This window comes from Heyndrickxia oleronia, assembly GCF_017809215.1.
Lineage (GTDB): Bacteria > Bacillota > Bacilli > Bacillales > Bacillaceae_C > Heyndrickxia > Heyndrickxia oleronia.
Genome location: NZ_CP065424.1, coordinates 277,965 through 292,702, shown reverse-complemented (window position 1 = coordinate 292,702; position 14,738 = coordinate 277,965). Strand labels below are relative to the sequence as shown.

13 protein-coding genes are annotated in these 14,738 nt (G+C 35.0%); 4 read left to right on the top strand and 9 right to left on the bottom strand.

Features of this window, described 5'->3' with window-relative positions; all coding sequences use genetic code 11:
- The first annotated feature begins 59 nt into the window (after nucleotides 1-59).
- The gene (locus I5818_RS01575; protein ID WP_078110763.1) at nucleotides 60-983 is read left to right on the top strand and encodes an ABC transporter ATP-binding protein; all 924 of its coding nucleotides are present in this window, start codon (nucleotides 60-62) and stop codon (nucleotides 981-983) included.
- The gene (locus I5818_RS01570; RefSeq protein WP_058004215.1) at nucleotides 976-1,668 is read left to right on the top strand and encodes an ABC transporter permease; all 693 of its coding nucleotides are present in this window, start codon (nucleotides 976-978) and stop codon (nucleotides 1,666-1,668) included. The genes I5818_RS01575 and I5818_RS01570 overlap by 8 nt, the downstream gene beginning before the upstream one ends.
- A 43-nt stretch (nucleotides 1,669-1,711) precedes the next feature.
- On the opposite strand, the gene I5818_RS01565 is transcribed toward I5818_RS01570, so the two are convergent.
- From I5818_RS01565 to I5818_RS01545, 5 genes are all read right to left on the bottom strand, one after another.
- Nucleotides 1,712-3,424: a methyl-accepting chemotaxis protein gene (locus tag I5818_RS01565; protein ID WP_078110762.1), complete on the bottom strand. Its 1,713-nt coding sequence runs from the start codon at nucleotides 3,422-3,424 to the stop codon at nucleotides 1,712-1,714.
- Between the two features lie 602 nt (nucleotides 3,425-4,026).
- Entirely contained in the window at nucleotides 4,027-5,970 is a 1,944-nt protein-coding gene (locus I5818_RS01560; RefSeq protein ID WP_209391842.1) for an FtsX-like permease family protein, read from the bottom strand.
- On the bottom strand, nucleotides 5,942-6,715 hold the full coding sequence (locus I5818_RS01555; protein WP_058004218.1) for an ABC transporter ATP-binding protein: 774 nt from the start codon (nucleotides 6,713-6,715) through the stop codon (nucleotides 5,942-5,944). The genes I5818_RS01560 and I5818_RS01555 overlap by 29 nt, the downstream gene beginning before the upstream one ends.
- A 105-nt stretch (nucleotides 6,716-6,820) precedes the next feature.
- A complete protein-coding gene (locus I5818_RS01550; protein WP_058004219.1) occupies nucleotides 6,821-7,810 on the bottom strand; it encodes a sensor histidine kinase in 990 nt (329 codons plus the stop codon).
- Nucleotides 7,807-8,508, bottom strand: coding sequence for a response regulator transcription factor (locus I5818_RS01545; RefSeq protein ID WP_058004220.1), 702 nt, complete (start codon nucleotides 8,506-8,508; stop codon nucleotides 7,807-7,809). The genes I5818_RS01550 and I5818_RS01545 overlap by 4 nt, the downstream gene beginning before the upstream one ends.
- A gap of 487 nt (nucleotides 8,509-8,995) precedes the next feature.
- Between I5818_RS01545 and I5818_RS01540 the strand changes: the two genes are divergently transcribed.
- Together I5818_RS01540 and I5818_RS01535 are read left to right on the top strand one after the other, a co-directional pair.
- Nucleotides 8,996-9,673, top strand: a complete 678-nt coding sequence (locus I5818_RS01540; protein ID WP_078110415.1) for a FadR/GntR family transcriptional regulator — start codon at nucleotides 8,996-8,998, stop codon at nucleotides 9,671-9,673.
- A gap of 14 nt (nucleotides 9,674-9,687) precedes the next feature.
- The gene (locus I5818_RS01535) at nucleotides 9,688-10,914 is read left to right on the top strand and encodes a CynX/NimT family MFS transporter (protein ID WP_078110414.1); all 1,227 of its coding nucleotides are present in this window, start codon (nucleotides 9,688-9,690) and stop codon (nucleotides 10,912-10,914) included.
- Between the two features lie 67 nt (nucleotides 10,915-10,981).
- On the opposite strand, the gene I5818_RS01530 is transcribed toward I5818_RS01535, so the two are convergent.
- The 4 genes from I5818_RS01530 to tet form a co-directional block, all read right to left on the bottom strand.
- Entirely contained in the window at nucleotides 10,982-11,593 is a 612-nt protein-coding gene (locus I5818_RS01530; RefSeq protein WP_078110413.1) for a DedA family protein, read from the bottom strand.
- 20 nt (nucleotides 11,594-11,613) lie between these two features.
- Nucleotides 11,614-12,255, bottom strand: coding sequence for a hypothetical protein (locus I5818_RS01525; protein WP_058004224.1), 642 nt, complete (start codon nucleotides 12,253-12,255; stop codon nucleotides 11,614-11,616).
- Between the two features lie 13 nt (nucleotides 12,256-12,268).
- Nucleotides 12,269-12,583, bottom strand: coding sequence for a PadR family transcriptional regulator (locus I5818_RS01520; protein WP_058004225.1), 315 nt, complete (start codon nucleotides 12,581-12,583; stop codon nucleotides 12,269-12,271).
- Between the two features lie 143 nt (nucleotides 12,584-12,726).
- Nucleotides 12,727-14,700 (bottom strand): tetracycline resistance ribosomal protection protein, encoded by a 1,974-nt coding sequence (gene tet / locus I5818_RS01515; protein ID WP_078110412.1) that lies wholly within the window; start codon nucleotides 14,698-14,700, stop codon nucleotides 12,727-12,729.
- Between the last annotated feature and the right edge of the window lie 38 nt (nucleotides 14,701-14,738).

Below are 14,738 nucleotides of genomic sequence, written 5' to 3'. Positions count from 1 at the left end.
AAAAAAGAGATTTTCATTTCCTATACTTACAGTATCAAAACTAGAAAGGAATATGGATCATGTCCTATCTTTTAAAAACGAATCATTTATCAAAAGTATTTCATGGAAAGGAAATCATTTCTGATGTGAATTTACATGTAAAGCAAGGAGAAATTTATGGATTTATTGGCCCCAATGGTGCAGGAAAAACAACGATTATGAAAATGATCACCAACTTAATTAAACCGACTAGTGGTGAAATTGAAATGTTTGGCGAAAAATTAACAGATACATCCTATGAGATTTTAAAACGACTAGGAACAATTATTGAGTACCCCATTTTTTATGAAAAATTAACCGCTGTTGAGAATCTGGAGCTCCATTGTGAATACATGGGCTATCATAATAAGAAGGCAATAGTAGATGCACTAGAACTAGTAGGCTTGAAGAATATTAATCATAAGCCAGTAAAGGAGTTTTCCCTTGGAATGAAACAAAGGCTTGGTATTGCCCGAGCCATCTCAACAAAACCGGAACTACTCATTTTAGATGAACCAATTAATGGTCTTGATCCTATTGGTATCAAGGAGTTAAGAGATTTATTTAAAATGCTTTCTAAGGAATATGGTATGACCATCTTTGTTTCCAGTCATATTTTAGGCGAGATGGAACAAATGGTGGATACCATCGGAGTCATTAATCATGGTAAATTACTTGAGGAAATCTCACTAGATAGCATTAACGGGAGACATACTGAATATATCGAAGTTGTCGTGGATAACAGCAATCTGGCCTCCTTTATTTTAGAGGAAAAGGTAGGGATAAAAAATTTCAAGGTTTTAAATCATGGTCTAATACGAATCTATGATTCTAATGTTACTCAAAAAGAAATATCTAAATCACTAGTGTTAAACGATATATCAGTTGAATCCATTAATAAGAAAAGCCATTCATTAGAAGAGTATTTCTTAAAATTGATTAATGGTGGTGGAATTCATGCTTAATATTATTAAACTTGAACTGAAAAAATATAAACTTAGTGGATTAATTAAAGGGGCACTCATTGCGACTTCGATTATTTTCCTTATCGTAGCTTTATTATTTTTTGTAAAAGTAGATGATGAACTTTCCTTTGAAAATGTCAACGATGCACTGATACTTATTGATACTGCTGTTAGGTCTGTATTTATTATTTATGCTGCATCGCTAATTTCAAAACTAGTGATTGATGAATTTAAAAGTAAGACGATTTCCATTTTATTCATGTATCCCGTTAATCGAAAGAAAATATTAATTGCTAAGCTGCTGATCATTGCAATTTTTACTTTTGTCTCAATTATATTTGCCAATACTGTTCTTGCGATTTTATTTTATTTGATCAATAGTATCCACCCTACATTAGAAGATACGTTTACGCTTGCTTTAATTAAGAAACATTCATTGACAGTACTAATGAACGCACTATCCGCTACAGGAATGAGCCTCATCCCCTTATTTTTTGGGATGCGCAAATACTCAGTACCAGCAACGATCATTTCCTCAATTATTCTTGTTAGTTTATTCAGCTCAAACTCAGGTGGGAAGTCATTGAATGATATTGTCATTATTCCAATTACGCTTGCCATTATCGGTGTGCTTATCGCCTTTTTCTCCATTAAAAATATAGAAAAAACCGATTTATTACTATAAAAATGAGCGAGTAGAAACTTTGATCTACTCGCTCATTATGTACTTATATATTAAACTTATTCACTAGGTCTCTTAATTCCTCCGCATTATTAGAAAGAGATCTTGCAGAAGAATTAATTTCCTCCATGGAAGCCAATTGCTCCTCTGTTGATGCTGCCACTTCTTCTGAACTTGCTGCATTCTCCTGTGCATAAACAGAAATTTCTTTTGCTGTTGATGATACCACTTCTACATTAGCAGAAATTTGTTGAACAGTTGCTGTAATATCTTCTATTTGTGGAGTGATATTCTGTGTCCGTTCAATGATTTGCATGAATCTTCTTGAGGTCTCTACTGACCCTTTAACCCCTTGTTCGGCATTTTCCATAACTTCATTCATCATGTCTATCGAATGTTTCATATCCATCTGTATCCCTTGAATAAGCTGTGCTATCATTTTTGTGGACGATTGCGATTGCTCTGCTAGGTTTCTTACTTCATCCGCTACTACCGCAAATCCTTTGCCATGTTCTCCTGCCCGTGCAGCTTCAATAGCGGCATTTAACGCAAGCAAATTAGTTTGATCAGAAATCCCACTAATGACATCGAGAATTCCACCAATTTCATGGGAACGCTCAGCTAATGACTGAATTACTTCATGAGATTTCGATACAGATTCATGAATAAATTTCATTTGTGCCATATTCGTTTCGATTGAATGTCCTCCCTCTTCTGCTTCCTTAGAAGTTTCCCTTGCAAGCTCTGAAACATTTGTTGTGCTTTCTGCAATGCGTAACACACCTTTAAGAACCTCTTGCAAGGATTTTGAGTTATTTTCAAGTTTTTCAGTCGAATCCTCAGCTCCGCTTGCTATTTCTTGGATAGCTGATGCAACATGTTCCGTTGCAGCTGTCGTTTGATCCGCACTCGCTGTTAGCTCTTCTGATGCTGCGGCCAATTGTTGAGATGTATCACTTACTTGTTTGACCATCCCGTTAAGGCCGACAATCATATGATTAAATGAAGTGGTCAATTGACCAATCTCATCCTTTGATTGATATGTTCCCTTTACGGTAAAATCTCCTTTTTCAGCTTTGGAAAGCAAATCAACAATATCCTTTGTTGGATTTACAATTACTTTTGTAATTAATATTCCTAAAGCAGTGGAAATAATCAATGCTGCCAAAATAATCCCGATTGTGATCAATGACTCAGATTTATAGGAATCTTTAATATCAGTTTTGATTTGCTCGGCTACCGCCTGGTTTAATTGCATTAAATCATTTAGAGTATTACTTACTTTTTCACCTTGTGGCAGAACCTTTGATTTATAGAGATCATAAGCTTCTCCGTTCTTGTTTTGTAATGCTAAATCAAGGACCTCATCTCGAACAACCTGCAAGTCCTTCGCCTCTTGTTTGTATAAGTCGAAAATTTCAAATTCCTTCGAAGATAGATTAGACTGACTAAGTTTATCGATGACTTCATCTATATCCTTCTGTAGTGAAGCGATATCATTTTTCATTTCAATATTTCGTGATTCCTCAGTTGTAATCATTACCTCTAATATATCTGCATCAATGGTTCGATCATTTCTTTGAATTTGCCCAATCCATTGATTAGGTATGAATCGATTTTGATACATAGAATCAGAGCGATTTGCGATATCTTTTATAAAATGCAAACCTCCAAATCCCACAACTAGTAACGCTAGAATTTCAATCACGATAAGCAGAGATAATTTTCGTGATATCCTCAAATTTCGCAAAAAATGCATTGTAGGCTTCTCCTTATATTTTATTAAATTGTTTGGATATCATCTTCTTGTTATATACGAACACTTCTATCCATAAAATTTAATTTATACTATATTAATTACTTATTCAACATTATTCGACGTAGTACGACATTTTTTTATACGAATTAGTGGATATAAATTTACAACTCATCTGTAATTGAAAACAAACTTCTATATGTTACATATTTTTAATGTCAATACAAATAATAGTAATGGTGTTTTCACCAATCTAACTTACAAATGGAGGGAATCATTTTATGAATAAGCTTAGAATAATCATTCATTTCCTCATTTATTTGTGGAAAAACTTTATTCAAAGAAACCTTCAAAAACTTAATGGTCTCTATAGGTTCCCCTCTTATTCGTAAAGACTACATTTAAAGTTAGATATACAAGTTTTCTTTAAAAACACAAAAACCCCCAAGTGCAAGTCTACTACTGACTTGTTCTTAGGGGGAGTGTTTTATCAACGAAGTTTTTTCATTTAATCTCTACTCTAAAATATATCCAATTACCGAAACAATAAAAATTATAGTCAGTCCAACAATGATCCATTTTCTTATTTCAACACCCATCATCCTTCACACCATTACTCTATTTAATTGGCGAAGATATAAAATGCGAACAAAGATAAAATAAAGCACCTGAGCTGCACCAAATGCACCTACCGCTATTAAAGAAGGGCTGAATGTAACTGTAAGACCAACTTGTCCTTGAATGATGGCAACGGTAACGAGAGTTCCTATAGCTGCTACAATTAACGGTAGGAAAAAGAGAACGAACATCTGGATGGTAGCTGCTCGATTCATTTCCTTTTGACTAAGCCCTATTTTAGATAGAGAATGGTAAATCTTTTGATCCTGTTGAAGGTCGGTATATAGTTTAAAATATAGAAAACTCACAGTTGATAACGAAAACAAAATGGCAATAAAGAGAAAAATAAATTGGATTAAACGATACATTTGCTCTGCTTCTAAATAGTGTAAGCCACGTAGCATCGCATATCCCGTTTCTCCATGGACAACCGTTTCAGGTATTTTCTTCGTTATCATTATTTCCTCTGATTTTTCAGTCGGAAGCTGATTATTCTCCCAGCTAGGAATATAATAATTAATTAAAACTGATAGATCCATCCCCTGCTCCTCCTTGGTTAAAGAGGCAGCTAGACCATTAAAGTCTTCATCAGATAGTACACAAAGCGAGCTAAATCCAAATCGATCCAAGAGATTAATCTCCTCAATCCCTGCTATTTTAAAGCTTGTTGATTTTGCTGTCAGCTTGGATAGTGATTGTTGATGCTCAACGGCCTTCTTACTATCATTGTGTAACTGAGCAATATTTTTAGAATTAAAAATGGTGATGGCTTCATGATTCTTTACAGATATCGTTGATAACCCATAATCCGCTGCGTAACGATTATAGTCTGATGCTTTCATTACTGTAAATGAAGTTTCTTTAAATGTATATTGTAGTGAATGCTGAACATGCTTTTCATACTTTACTCCAACAGATTCCAACTGTTGTTCAATCTCTTCGATATCCTTCTTCCAATTTTCTTGATCTTGTTCATTAAAAGGAGTATAGGTGATCGCATATGGATTTTTTCTATATAAATCTCTCGTTTCGTTACCCATACTGACGATCAGACTTACAAACCCACAGGCCATAGCGGTAACAACTGTAATAATAAAGAACATTCGTGCATTGTCCTTCATCTTATACGCCATCTCTGATATCCATAGCATATTAATTCCTTTTCTAAAAAAAGAACGTCTTTTTTTTAGCAATCTAATCGAAAAAACACTTAACTGTGTAAAAAATAAATACGTGCCAATACTACCTAATCCTAAAACATATAAATAGGTTTTCCCTAAATCATGGAACATCAAATAAAACGAACCTACAAAGCTAATGATACAAACAAAGGCTAAGAGGATTGATAGTTTTGGTTCCTTTTTTGGCTTACTATTTCCTAGAAGCAATTCAAGGGCCTGTTGTTGTCGTAAAAAGAGAATCGTCATAATCGATATGCCCAAAAACAAACCAAAGAAACAAGCAAATGTTAATATAATTGCCTTCACTGGTAGATAAAAAGGCAGATTATCAATACCTGTCATCGTTGAAGCAAATAACAAAAACAGCTTCGAACAAATCAAGCCAATAACGGTTCCCATCACAATCGCCGCAAAACCAATGATCATATTCTCAAAAAATACGATTCCATTTACTTGTCTACGTTCTGCACCAAGTATAGTTAAAATACCAAACTCCTTTTTTCTCGCTTTTAAAAAGGCACTAATGGAATATAAAACAAATAAAAGGGAAAAGAAAAAGATGACATATTCCCCCGTTTTCATTCCAACCTGTGCTGTTTGTCCCATTTCTGTTTTTTTTAGCTCAGGGTGAAACATAAATACTGCATAAGAAAGAAAAATCATGACAGAAAAAGTACTACTCAAAAAATAGGCTGCATATGCCCGTGAATTACGTTTCACATTATTCCACGCTAATTGACGAAAGCTCATGTGCATTGCCTCCTAAAAAAGAGAGTGTATCTATGATTTCCTGAAAAAATGCCTGTCTATTTTCTCCACGGTAAATTTCATTGTATAATTGTCCATCCTTAATAAAAACGATGCGATGACAATAACTTGCTGCAAGTGGATCATGGGTAACTAATAGCATTGTTGTATGATCGGTTTGATTAATAGTTTCCATCATTTCCATGACAGAGCGAGAGGATTTAGAATCTAAATTCCCTGTCGGCTCATCTGCTAATAATAATGATGGTGAATGAATTGTTGCCCTTGCAAACGCTGCACGTTGTTTTTGCCCTCCAGATACTTCATAGGTTCGCTTATTTAAAATATGGGTTATTCCCAGCTTTTCTGCTATGGTTGCCAGCTTTTCATCCATTTCTTTATTGCTTCTTCGATCTAATGTTAAAGGAAGTATAATATTTTCACCAATTGTTAATGTATCAAGTAAGTTGAAATCCTGAAAAACTAGACCGAATTCCTGACGACGAAACTTTGCTAAGTCATTTTTTTTCAATCCATTGGGGTTTTTCCCGTTAATAAAAATTTCCCCAGACGTTGGCTGATCTATCGTTGAAATTAAATTTAATAAAGTGGTTTTCCCACTTCCAGACGGACCCATAATCCCAACAAATTCACCTTGCTTTATTGTTAAATCAATATCAGTTAATGCACGATAGTTTACTTTTCCATTATAGATTTTTGATAATCGGTTAATTTTTACAATCTCCACTCGTTTTCCATCCTTTCGTTGTCCGATTGATACTTAGTTTACTAAAACAAAGACAGATGAACGACCGATTAAAATTACAATAACCTTACATCCCTGTAAGGTTATCTATTGTAAATTTCTAAAACTTAAACTCACAGTCGTTCCCTTGTTAACAACCGATTTCAACGAAATATCATGGCCTAACTGTTTACAAATTTCAGCAGTTAAATAAAGCCCCATACCAGTTGACTCCTTATATTTGCGACCATTTTCACCAGTATAATAAGGTTCAAACACACGCTCAATGTCCTGCTTAGGGATCCCTACCCCCTGATCCCTTACCTCAATTATTTGTTCTGTACCCTTTTTGACTGCGGCAATAACGACTGAATTTCCATAACCCGCCGAGTAGCGAACGGCATTCGTTAATAATTGATTGAGAATAAACCTTAACCATTTGGCATCTGTTAATACTTCCATTATCTCTGATATTTCAATAACAGGGTACACCTCGTTACGAATGAGTAAGCGTTTGTTTTCATGAACCACTTCACTAACAAGTTTCTTCAAATCTACCGATTCAATATGAAAATCCGGTTCAAACGAATCCAAACGAGACATATATAAAATCATTTCCAATCCTTTTTCAATCCGATCTACTTGATCATGAATATCATCAAAAATAGGCTCAATCTTACCTTTCAGCAATAAATGAATAACTGAAATGGGCGTTTTCATTTGATGGACCCATTGATTCGTAAAGGTTCGATGATTTCTCTGCTGGTATTCATATCGATGTATGTCTTGCTTATATTGTTGGTATTGATTCTGTAAAACTTCCTGTAATGCTACTGGCACTGCAAAAATTTCCTTCCCATGAACCGTCTCCTCTAGAGTATGCATAGGTTCTTGCTTGGAAAGCTTTTTATAGAAGGAAAAATGGGTAAAAAAACGAAAAAGTAAATAAGCAATTAATAAACATCCTCCAAAGAAGAGAGAATAAAGTGCAATCGATAGATCATGATTTCCATTTAACCAGTAAATACTAATGATCAATAAAAGCTGAATTATATTGAATACAATTAAGAAAAGATGATCCTTCAAAAAGAGCTTCATGATTGATCCTCCTCTGAAAGATTCAATCGATAGCCTGCTCCTCTTACTGTTTCTATCACATCACCTAATCCCAAATCCTTTAATCGTTTACGTACCCGAGTGATATAAACATTCAATGTGTTTTCACCTACAAATTGATGATCATCCCATAAAACATCTAACATATGAACTCTTCCAACCACCTGTTTCGGATGCTCCATTAGTAATTCCAACAGATTAGCTTCCTTCAGACTAATTTCCGTTTTGCTCTTCCCATATTGAAGTTCTAATGTTTCTGGAAAAAGGGTCAGTCCCGAAACGTGAAGCTTTCTAATCTTTTTATCTAACGCATAGCTACCATATGCTCTTCGTATATTGCTCTCTACTTTTGCTAACACTACTTCTGGATAAAAAGGCTTCGTTATATAATCATCCGCACCGTTTTGTAGAGCAAGGACTTGATCCATTTTATCGGCTCTTGCTGAAATAAATAAAATAGGACAGGTTGATTTTGTTCTGATTTGCCTGCACCAGTAAAAACCGTCATAACGCGGAAGATTGACATCTAATAACACAAGATCTGGTTGGACCTGTAAAAAAGCCTGTAGTATATTTTCGAAATCATTCACTATTTCCACAGAATAACCGTATTTCTGCAAATATTCTTGTAATAAAGTGCTTATCTGCTCATCATCTTCTATGATTAATACTTTGTTCAATGTTCATCCCTCGTCTTTTTGGCTATTAAAGAGTAATTAACCTTCTATTCCCTTGGCCCTTTTCTAAAACATTGTTGCTATTTAAGTAAAGTTTTTAAAAATAAACTATCAGCTGAAGGACCGCTACACCTTTTATTTCGCTGAGAAAAGAGCTACAAACTTTATGAGAATCGCTGAATCTTTTACATCAAACTTTATGAAAATAGCCTTTTCCTTTTGCTTACATTGTCTTATTTAAATTCCTAAATTTCAAATGGAAATTTACATTTCTTATATGATGTTATTTCCCAAGGAGGCATCTGGCTAAATATATTTGTGCCACATCTTAAAAGAATAAGGAGCTATCAATAATTCAATAATTGTATTAAACCAAATTAAAATTAGCCATCTCTCTTCTTAGCTAAGAAATAAAAATCATTTACATTTTATTCACGCTATGATAAATTAGCCTATGAACCAATCATCCTACAAATTTTAGAGGTGTACTATGGAAATTTCAAAAACCAGTCGCTTATCTCTTGTTGAACAAGTAGTAGCACAAATGGAGGCCTTAATTGAATCTGGTACATGGCCAATTGGGTACCGCATTCCTCCAGAATTAGAATTAATGGGACAATTTGATGTAAGCCGGAATACATTACGTGAAGCGATACGAGCTCTAGTCCACGCAGGGCTTCTTCAAACAAAACAAGGTAGTGGTACATATGTACTAACATCCAGTGTGCTTGGAGCTGCACTAGAAAAACGAATTCAAAAGGCGAGTCTTCTGGAAACTTTGGAGGTTCGACAAGCACTTGAGAGGGAAGCCGCACATTTAGCTTCCATTAGAAGGAATAACGAAGATATCGAGCAATTAAGAATCCTGCTAAAAAAATGTCAAACGGCTGCTAAACAAAAGGATCGGAAGGAGTATGTATTATCAGATATGCTTCTCCATAAAGCAATTGTAGATGCTACTCATAACAGCATATTAATAGACTTGTATGACCATATGACTACCTCTATTCAAGCTTCTATTGAAAACCTTGCTGAAATGACGAATGATGTTGATTTTCATATTGATCCACATAAAAGACTTGTCCATGCCATTATCGATCAAAATACAGATCAAGCAATGGCAGCTGTTAATGAATATATTGCTCAATTTAAAGAAACTTTAACATAAACGGGAGGTGCATCATGAGTTCACAACAAGTATCAGTTCACCAAGAACATACATCAACAGTAAGTGTAAAATCAAAAGCGATATTATTTATCATTGGAATTATTTTTATTGCTGCAAACCTTAGAGCACCATTGACATCAGTCGGACCATTAGTTGCCCCAATTCGGGACAGTTTAGGAATATCAAATACATTGGCAGGGACACTAACAACTGTTCCACTTCTTGCCTTCGCCCTCCTTTCACCTTTTGCACCAAAACTTTCACGCAAATTTGGAATGGAGACTGTTCTCTTTACTTCATTAATTTTAATAGCAGTTGGCATCACGTTAAGAACCTTACAAAGCGTCTGGACTTTATTTGGAGGGACCGTCCTACTCGGATTAGGAATTGCGTTTGGTAATGTATTACTACCAAGTATCATTAAACAGAGATTCCCGAAAAAAATAGGATTGATGACAGGTGTTTACGCTGTTGCCATGAATTTATGTGCTGCGATTGCATCAGGATTAAGTGTACCTGTTTCATCAAAAATCGGTTGGCATGGTGCATTAGGCTACTGGGGATTTATCGCATTTATCGCTATCCTATTTTGGATCCCACAAATTCGTACTCATAAAATAAAGGCTGAAACAAAAACGAATCAACAATCTTCAGTGAATTTATGGAAATCAGGTTTGGCTTGGCAGATAACTCTCTTTATGGGATTACAGTCACTGATATTTTATACAATTGTTGCTTGGCTTCCTGAAATCCTTAAAGAACAAGGGGTCAGCTCCAATTCAGCCGGATGGATGTTATCGTTAATGCAGTTTGCTATCATTCCCTTTACTTTTATCGTGCCAATTATTGCCGGTAGAATGAAAAATCAGCTTGCTTTAGTTGTTCTTACTGCTCTTTTCTTTATCGTAGGAATGTTTGGGGTTCTTTATGGAAGTGTAGCACTTATACCATTATGGATCATTATTATAGGTATTGCTGGGGGAGCAGCATTCAGCTTAGCTATGATGTTTTTCAGTTTACGGACCCGAAGTACACATGAAGCAGCTGAGCTTTCAGGGATGGCCCAATCATTTGGCTATCTGCTTGCAGCCATTGGTCCTACATTATTTGGTATATTACATGATCTTACACATAGCTGGTCTCTACCTTTATGGATGCTAATTATTGCCTCCTTTCTTATTTTAGTTTCTGGTATGAGTGCTGGAAAAGATCAATTTATAAAAGTTAAGCATGATGGTTAATCATACAAAATAAGACACTGAGAAAATGGTTCTCTGTGTCTTATTTTTATATATGGATAAAAGATCTCTATTGTTTGGCTAATCTCTTTTTGATAAATAAAATGACAAATAAAATAATCAGCACGGCTAATATCGCGTAGACGATATTTGAGTAGACATCCATATATCCAACTATTGTTTCCCATGAAGCCCCAACTGCAGCACCTACATTCACTAAAATGGTATTCCATATTAATGTCCCTATAGTAGTAAATAGTAGGAATAAACCAATATTCATATGTGACATTCCTGCTGGTATCGAAATTAGGCTTCTAATTAAAGGAATTAAGCGACAGAAAAAAACCGTCCATATCCCATATTTATTAAACCAATCATTTCCCTTATGAAGATCTTTTTTTGTTAAGCGCAGTATATGTCCCCATTTTTCAATAATTCTTTCTAATCTTTCCACATCGAGCAGACGCCCAATTCCATAAAGAGCAATAGCACCAAAAACTGATCCCAAGGTCGATACAATAATTACCCCCATTACACTTAAATCAGAGGAGGTAGTCATAAAACCTCCAAATGTAAGAATGACCTCTGATGGGATCGGTGGGAAGATATTTTCTAATGCGATTAAAAGAAAAATCCCGACATACCCGAACTCATCCATTATATTTGTTATCCAAGCTTCCATTTGCTCACACCCCTTTTTTATCATGTTAATTGTTCATTAATTTTACGATAAATGAATGAATCCATTAGTTTATAACCACAGAATAAAGCAATAAATCCCATCCCATAAGCAATAAGTATGAGACCGATGATCAATAATAACTGTGACGAAGGATAGAACCCCCCATATAGCAACCATATGATAATATCTACAATGGCTGCTAGGATCGCCCAGCCTATTAAATAATAATGAGCATGTAGGTTAAAAAGCATGGTATCTTTTGATAAGGATAAAATTTCCTGAACCTTGAATTGGTTAATCGCTTCCTTTGCAGCTTCATTTTTTGGCTTACCTTGCATAATTAAGTCGGCTGCATAGTCTTCCAAATAATGTTGTAGTTCTAATTTATCCTCCTTACCCATTGCTAGGTTTTCAACATAAGCCTGAATATTGTTTTGCTTTTGATACATAACATTCATACGAATATGCCCTATATAATTAATCACTCCCCATACTACTGCCAGTGCAAAAGCTAAAAGATAGCCAATTGTCAACCATCCTGGATCCTTCATATCAGACCGATCAATATAGAAGACTAAGAAGCAGAAAGCTATCGATAGTAAGAGAAGCCAGCTATATTTTATATCACGTAAGCAAAATACTTTTCTCATTATCTTACTCATACACCATTCCTCCTTAAATAAAACGGTCAACCATTTTCGTCATTTGATTCCAATCATGAATAAACCTTTGTAATAAAACAAAACCGTCTTCTGTAATGGCATAATATTTGCGTCTCCCACCATGGCTTTCATTTCCCCAATAAGATGTAATTGCTCCTTGCTTCTCTAATCGCTTCAAGGATAGATAAAGTGTCGCTTCCTGAATTTCAAACATACCTTCTGTACGTTCTTTTATCTCTTTGGAAATTTCATAGCCATAATTCTCTTTTTCTTTAAGAATGGAAAGAATGAGAAGATCAATCGTTCCTTTCAGCATTTCTTTATTCAAAATTAAGACCTCCACAAACTACCTTACATTATTAAGTACTTAATTATCATATGTTATATTACTTAAAAATGCAAGGTACTATTTAATGATATATATATTCTTCATTAAAAAAATCCACTGTTCTAAGAACAGTGGATTTTGGCCTAATATGCCTTCATTACATGTAGTAAATAATCTTTCCTATTTAGAGGATTAAAGTCTACTCGTTTTCTTACTGGAAAATCACTCACCATTTTTTTATATCCATATGGTTTGGCAATAAATATACCTTCACCTTCTGTAAATGAGTAAAGATTTCTCTTGAATTTCTCAGTTACAGCCATAGGAAGCGTCCCTTTCAGAATATAGGAATCCCTACGAAAGAATGGTTCTGTAAATTCTGCCTGAATCGCTGAAAGTTTAAACATTGCTTGGCTAATAGAGTTAGCAGGAACACTTAATTCAAATTTGTTCATTGGCTCATATACATCCGTGCCCGCTTTCACAAGTGCCTCCATTAATACTAATGGAACTAACTTTCTAAAATCACTCGCTGTTGTGACGGGACTTGCATATCCAGTATGTGTAAGAGTTACGACAATATCTTCTACTTCCCATCCAAACAATCCTTGCTTTAATACATCAAAAACCGTCTCTTCAATGGCTTTATGAAACGCCAAAGGCAAAGAACCGAGTTCCACTCCTAGTTTATAGGTCTTACCGCTACCAAATTCACCAGGTTCTACTCGAAAACCCACTGTCCCATAGAAGGGGTTATCTGCCTCCCCCATTCTTTCTAATGCCTGACCGATCCCTTTTGGTTTTTCAATACAGATGACTCTTGTTTCAGAAAAGGTAACTTCTACATGATATTTCTCTTTTAAAACCGAGTGAATAACCTCTTTTTGAACTTCTCCAAATATACGGATGAAGAGGTCATGATGAAAGTCATCCTTTAATACATGTATAAGAGGATCCTCCTCAGACATTTCCATCAATGCTTGATAAAGATCATGCGTTTTTTCCTTTTGTACTGGTTTAATCTGTGTTTCTAGCTGCGGGGCCGCAAAAGGAATATTCATGATTTTATCGGACCATTCACCTACAAGATCGCCAATTTTAATATCCTTCAAGCCCCAAACTTTACAAAAGTCCCCGGCTATTACTTTTGGCGATATCACACTGCTTCCGTTATAGAATTGGTGAATCTTTTTAATTTTTTCAGTGTGTGTATTTATTGTCTTTTCTATATTTTTTCGATTGATCTTTACATATTCTCTAACATGAATGGTCCCAGAAAAAACTCTAATATACGCAATCTTTTCACCTGATGCTTCTCTCTCAATCTTGAACACTGTCCCTGATAATGACTCTTTTTCTAAACCATGACTAACGGGAAGCATCGTTTCAACCCCATTAAGCAATTCCCTTACACCAATACCAGTCATAGCTGAGCCAAAATAAACAGGACAGAGCTTACCTTCCTTTATTCGATTGATCATGATGGCTTTTATTTGTTCTTCTGTGATTTTTCTCTCGTTTACGTAAGCTTCTAATAAAAAATCGTCATTCAATGCCAATAGACTCTCTTCAAAAAAATAAGGATCTGATTCTGCATTAAATTGTTTTTGAACAATCTTGGCTTCCTTCGTTCCCAATTTTTCTACGGTATATAACGGAATAATATTTTCTATCAGTTTTTCTTTTATATTCTCAATTAATCTCGTTGACTTTGCCCCCATGCGATCAATTTTATTGATAAAAATGAGGGTCGGTATCCTTAACTTTTTAAGAATGCTCATTAATATTTTAGTCTGGGCTTGGATCCCTTCCACAGCAGAAATGACAAGAATCGCACCATCTAAAACTGAGAGGGATCGCTCCACTTCCGCAATAAAATCCGCATGTCCAGGAGTATCAATTAAATTAATCTTTACATCTTTTAGAAAAAAAGAAACGACTGATGCCTTAATCGTAATCCCTCTTCTTCTTTCTAATTCCATTGAGTCTGTTTGAGTATTTCCGTGATCGACTTTTCCGATCTTATCAATCACAGCAGTCTCAAATAAGATACGTTCAGTCAAACTCGTCTTTCCAGCGTCTACATGCGCTACGATCCCTATATTTATTATTTTCATGAATGAATATCCTCATTTCGTTTCTCAAATTAAATTCC

Excerpts from the sequence above, each read along its gene's own strand:
- I5818_RS01575 (WP_078110763.1), top strand. The coding sequence starts at position 60 with ATGTCCTATCTTTTAAAAACGAATCATTTATCAAAAGTATTTCATGGA.
- I5818_RS01570 (WP_058004215.1), top strand. The coding sequence starts at position 976 with ATGCTTAATATTATTAAACTTGAACTGAAAAAATATAAACTTAGTGGA.
- I5818_RS01565 (WP_078110762.1), bottom strand. The coding sequence starts at position 3,424 with ATGCATTTTTTGCGAAATTTGAGGATATCACGAAAATTATCTCTGCTT.
- I5818_RS01560 (WP_209391842.1), bottom strand. The coding sequence starts at position 5,970 with ATGAGCTTTCGTCAATTAGCGTGGAATAATGTGAAACGTAATTCACGG.
- I5818_RS01550 (WP_058004219.1), bottom strand. The coding sequence starts at position 7,810 with ATGAAGCTCTTTTTGAAGGATCATCTTTTCTTAATTGTATTCAATATA.
- I5818_RS01540 (WP_078110415.1), top strand. The coding sequence starts at position 8,996 with ATGGAAATTTCAAAAACCAGTCGCTTATCTCTTGTTGAACAAGTAGTA.
- I5818_RS01535 (WP_078110414.1), top strand. The coding sequence starts at position 9,688 with ATGAGTTCACAACAAGTATCAGTTCACCAAGAACATACATCAACAGTA.
- I5818_RS01530 (WP_078110413.1), bottom strand. The coding sequence starts at position 11,593 with ATGGAAGCTTGGATAACAAATATAATGGATGAGTTCGGGTATGTCGGG.
- I5818_RS01525 (WP_058004224.1), bottom strand. The coding sequence starts at position 12,255 with ATGAGTAAGATAATGAGAAAAGTATTTTGCTTACGTGATATAAAATAT.
- tet (WP_078110412.1), bottom strand. The coding sequence starts at position 14,700 with ATGAAAATAATAAATATAGGGATCGTAGCGCATGTAGACGCTGGAAAG.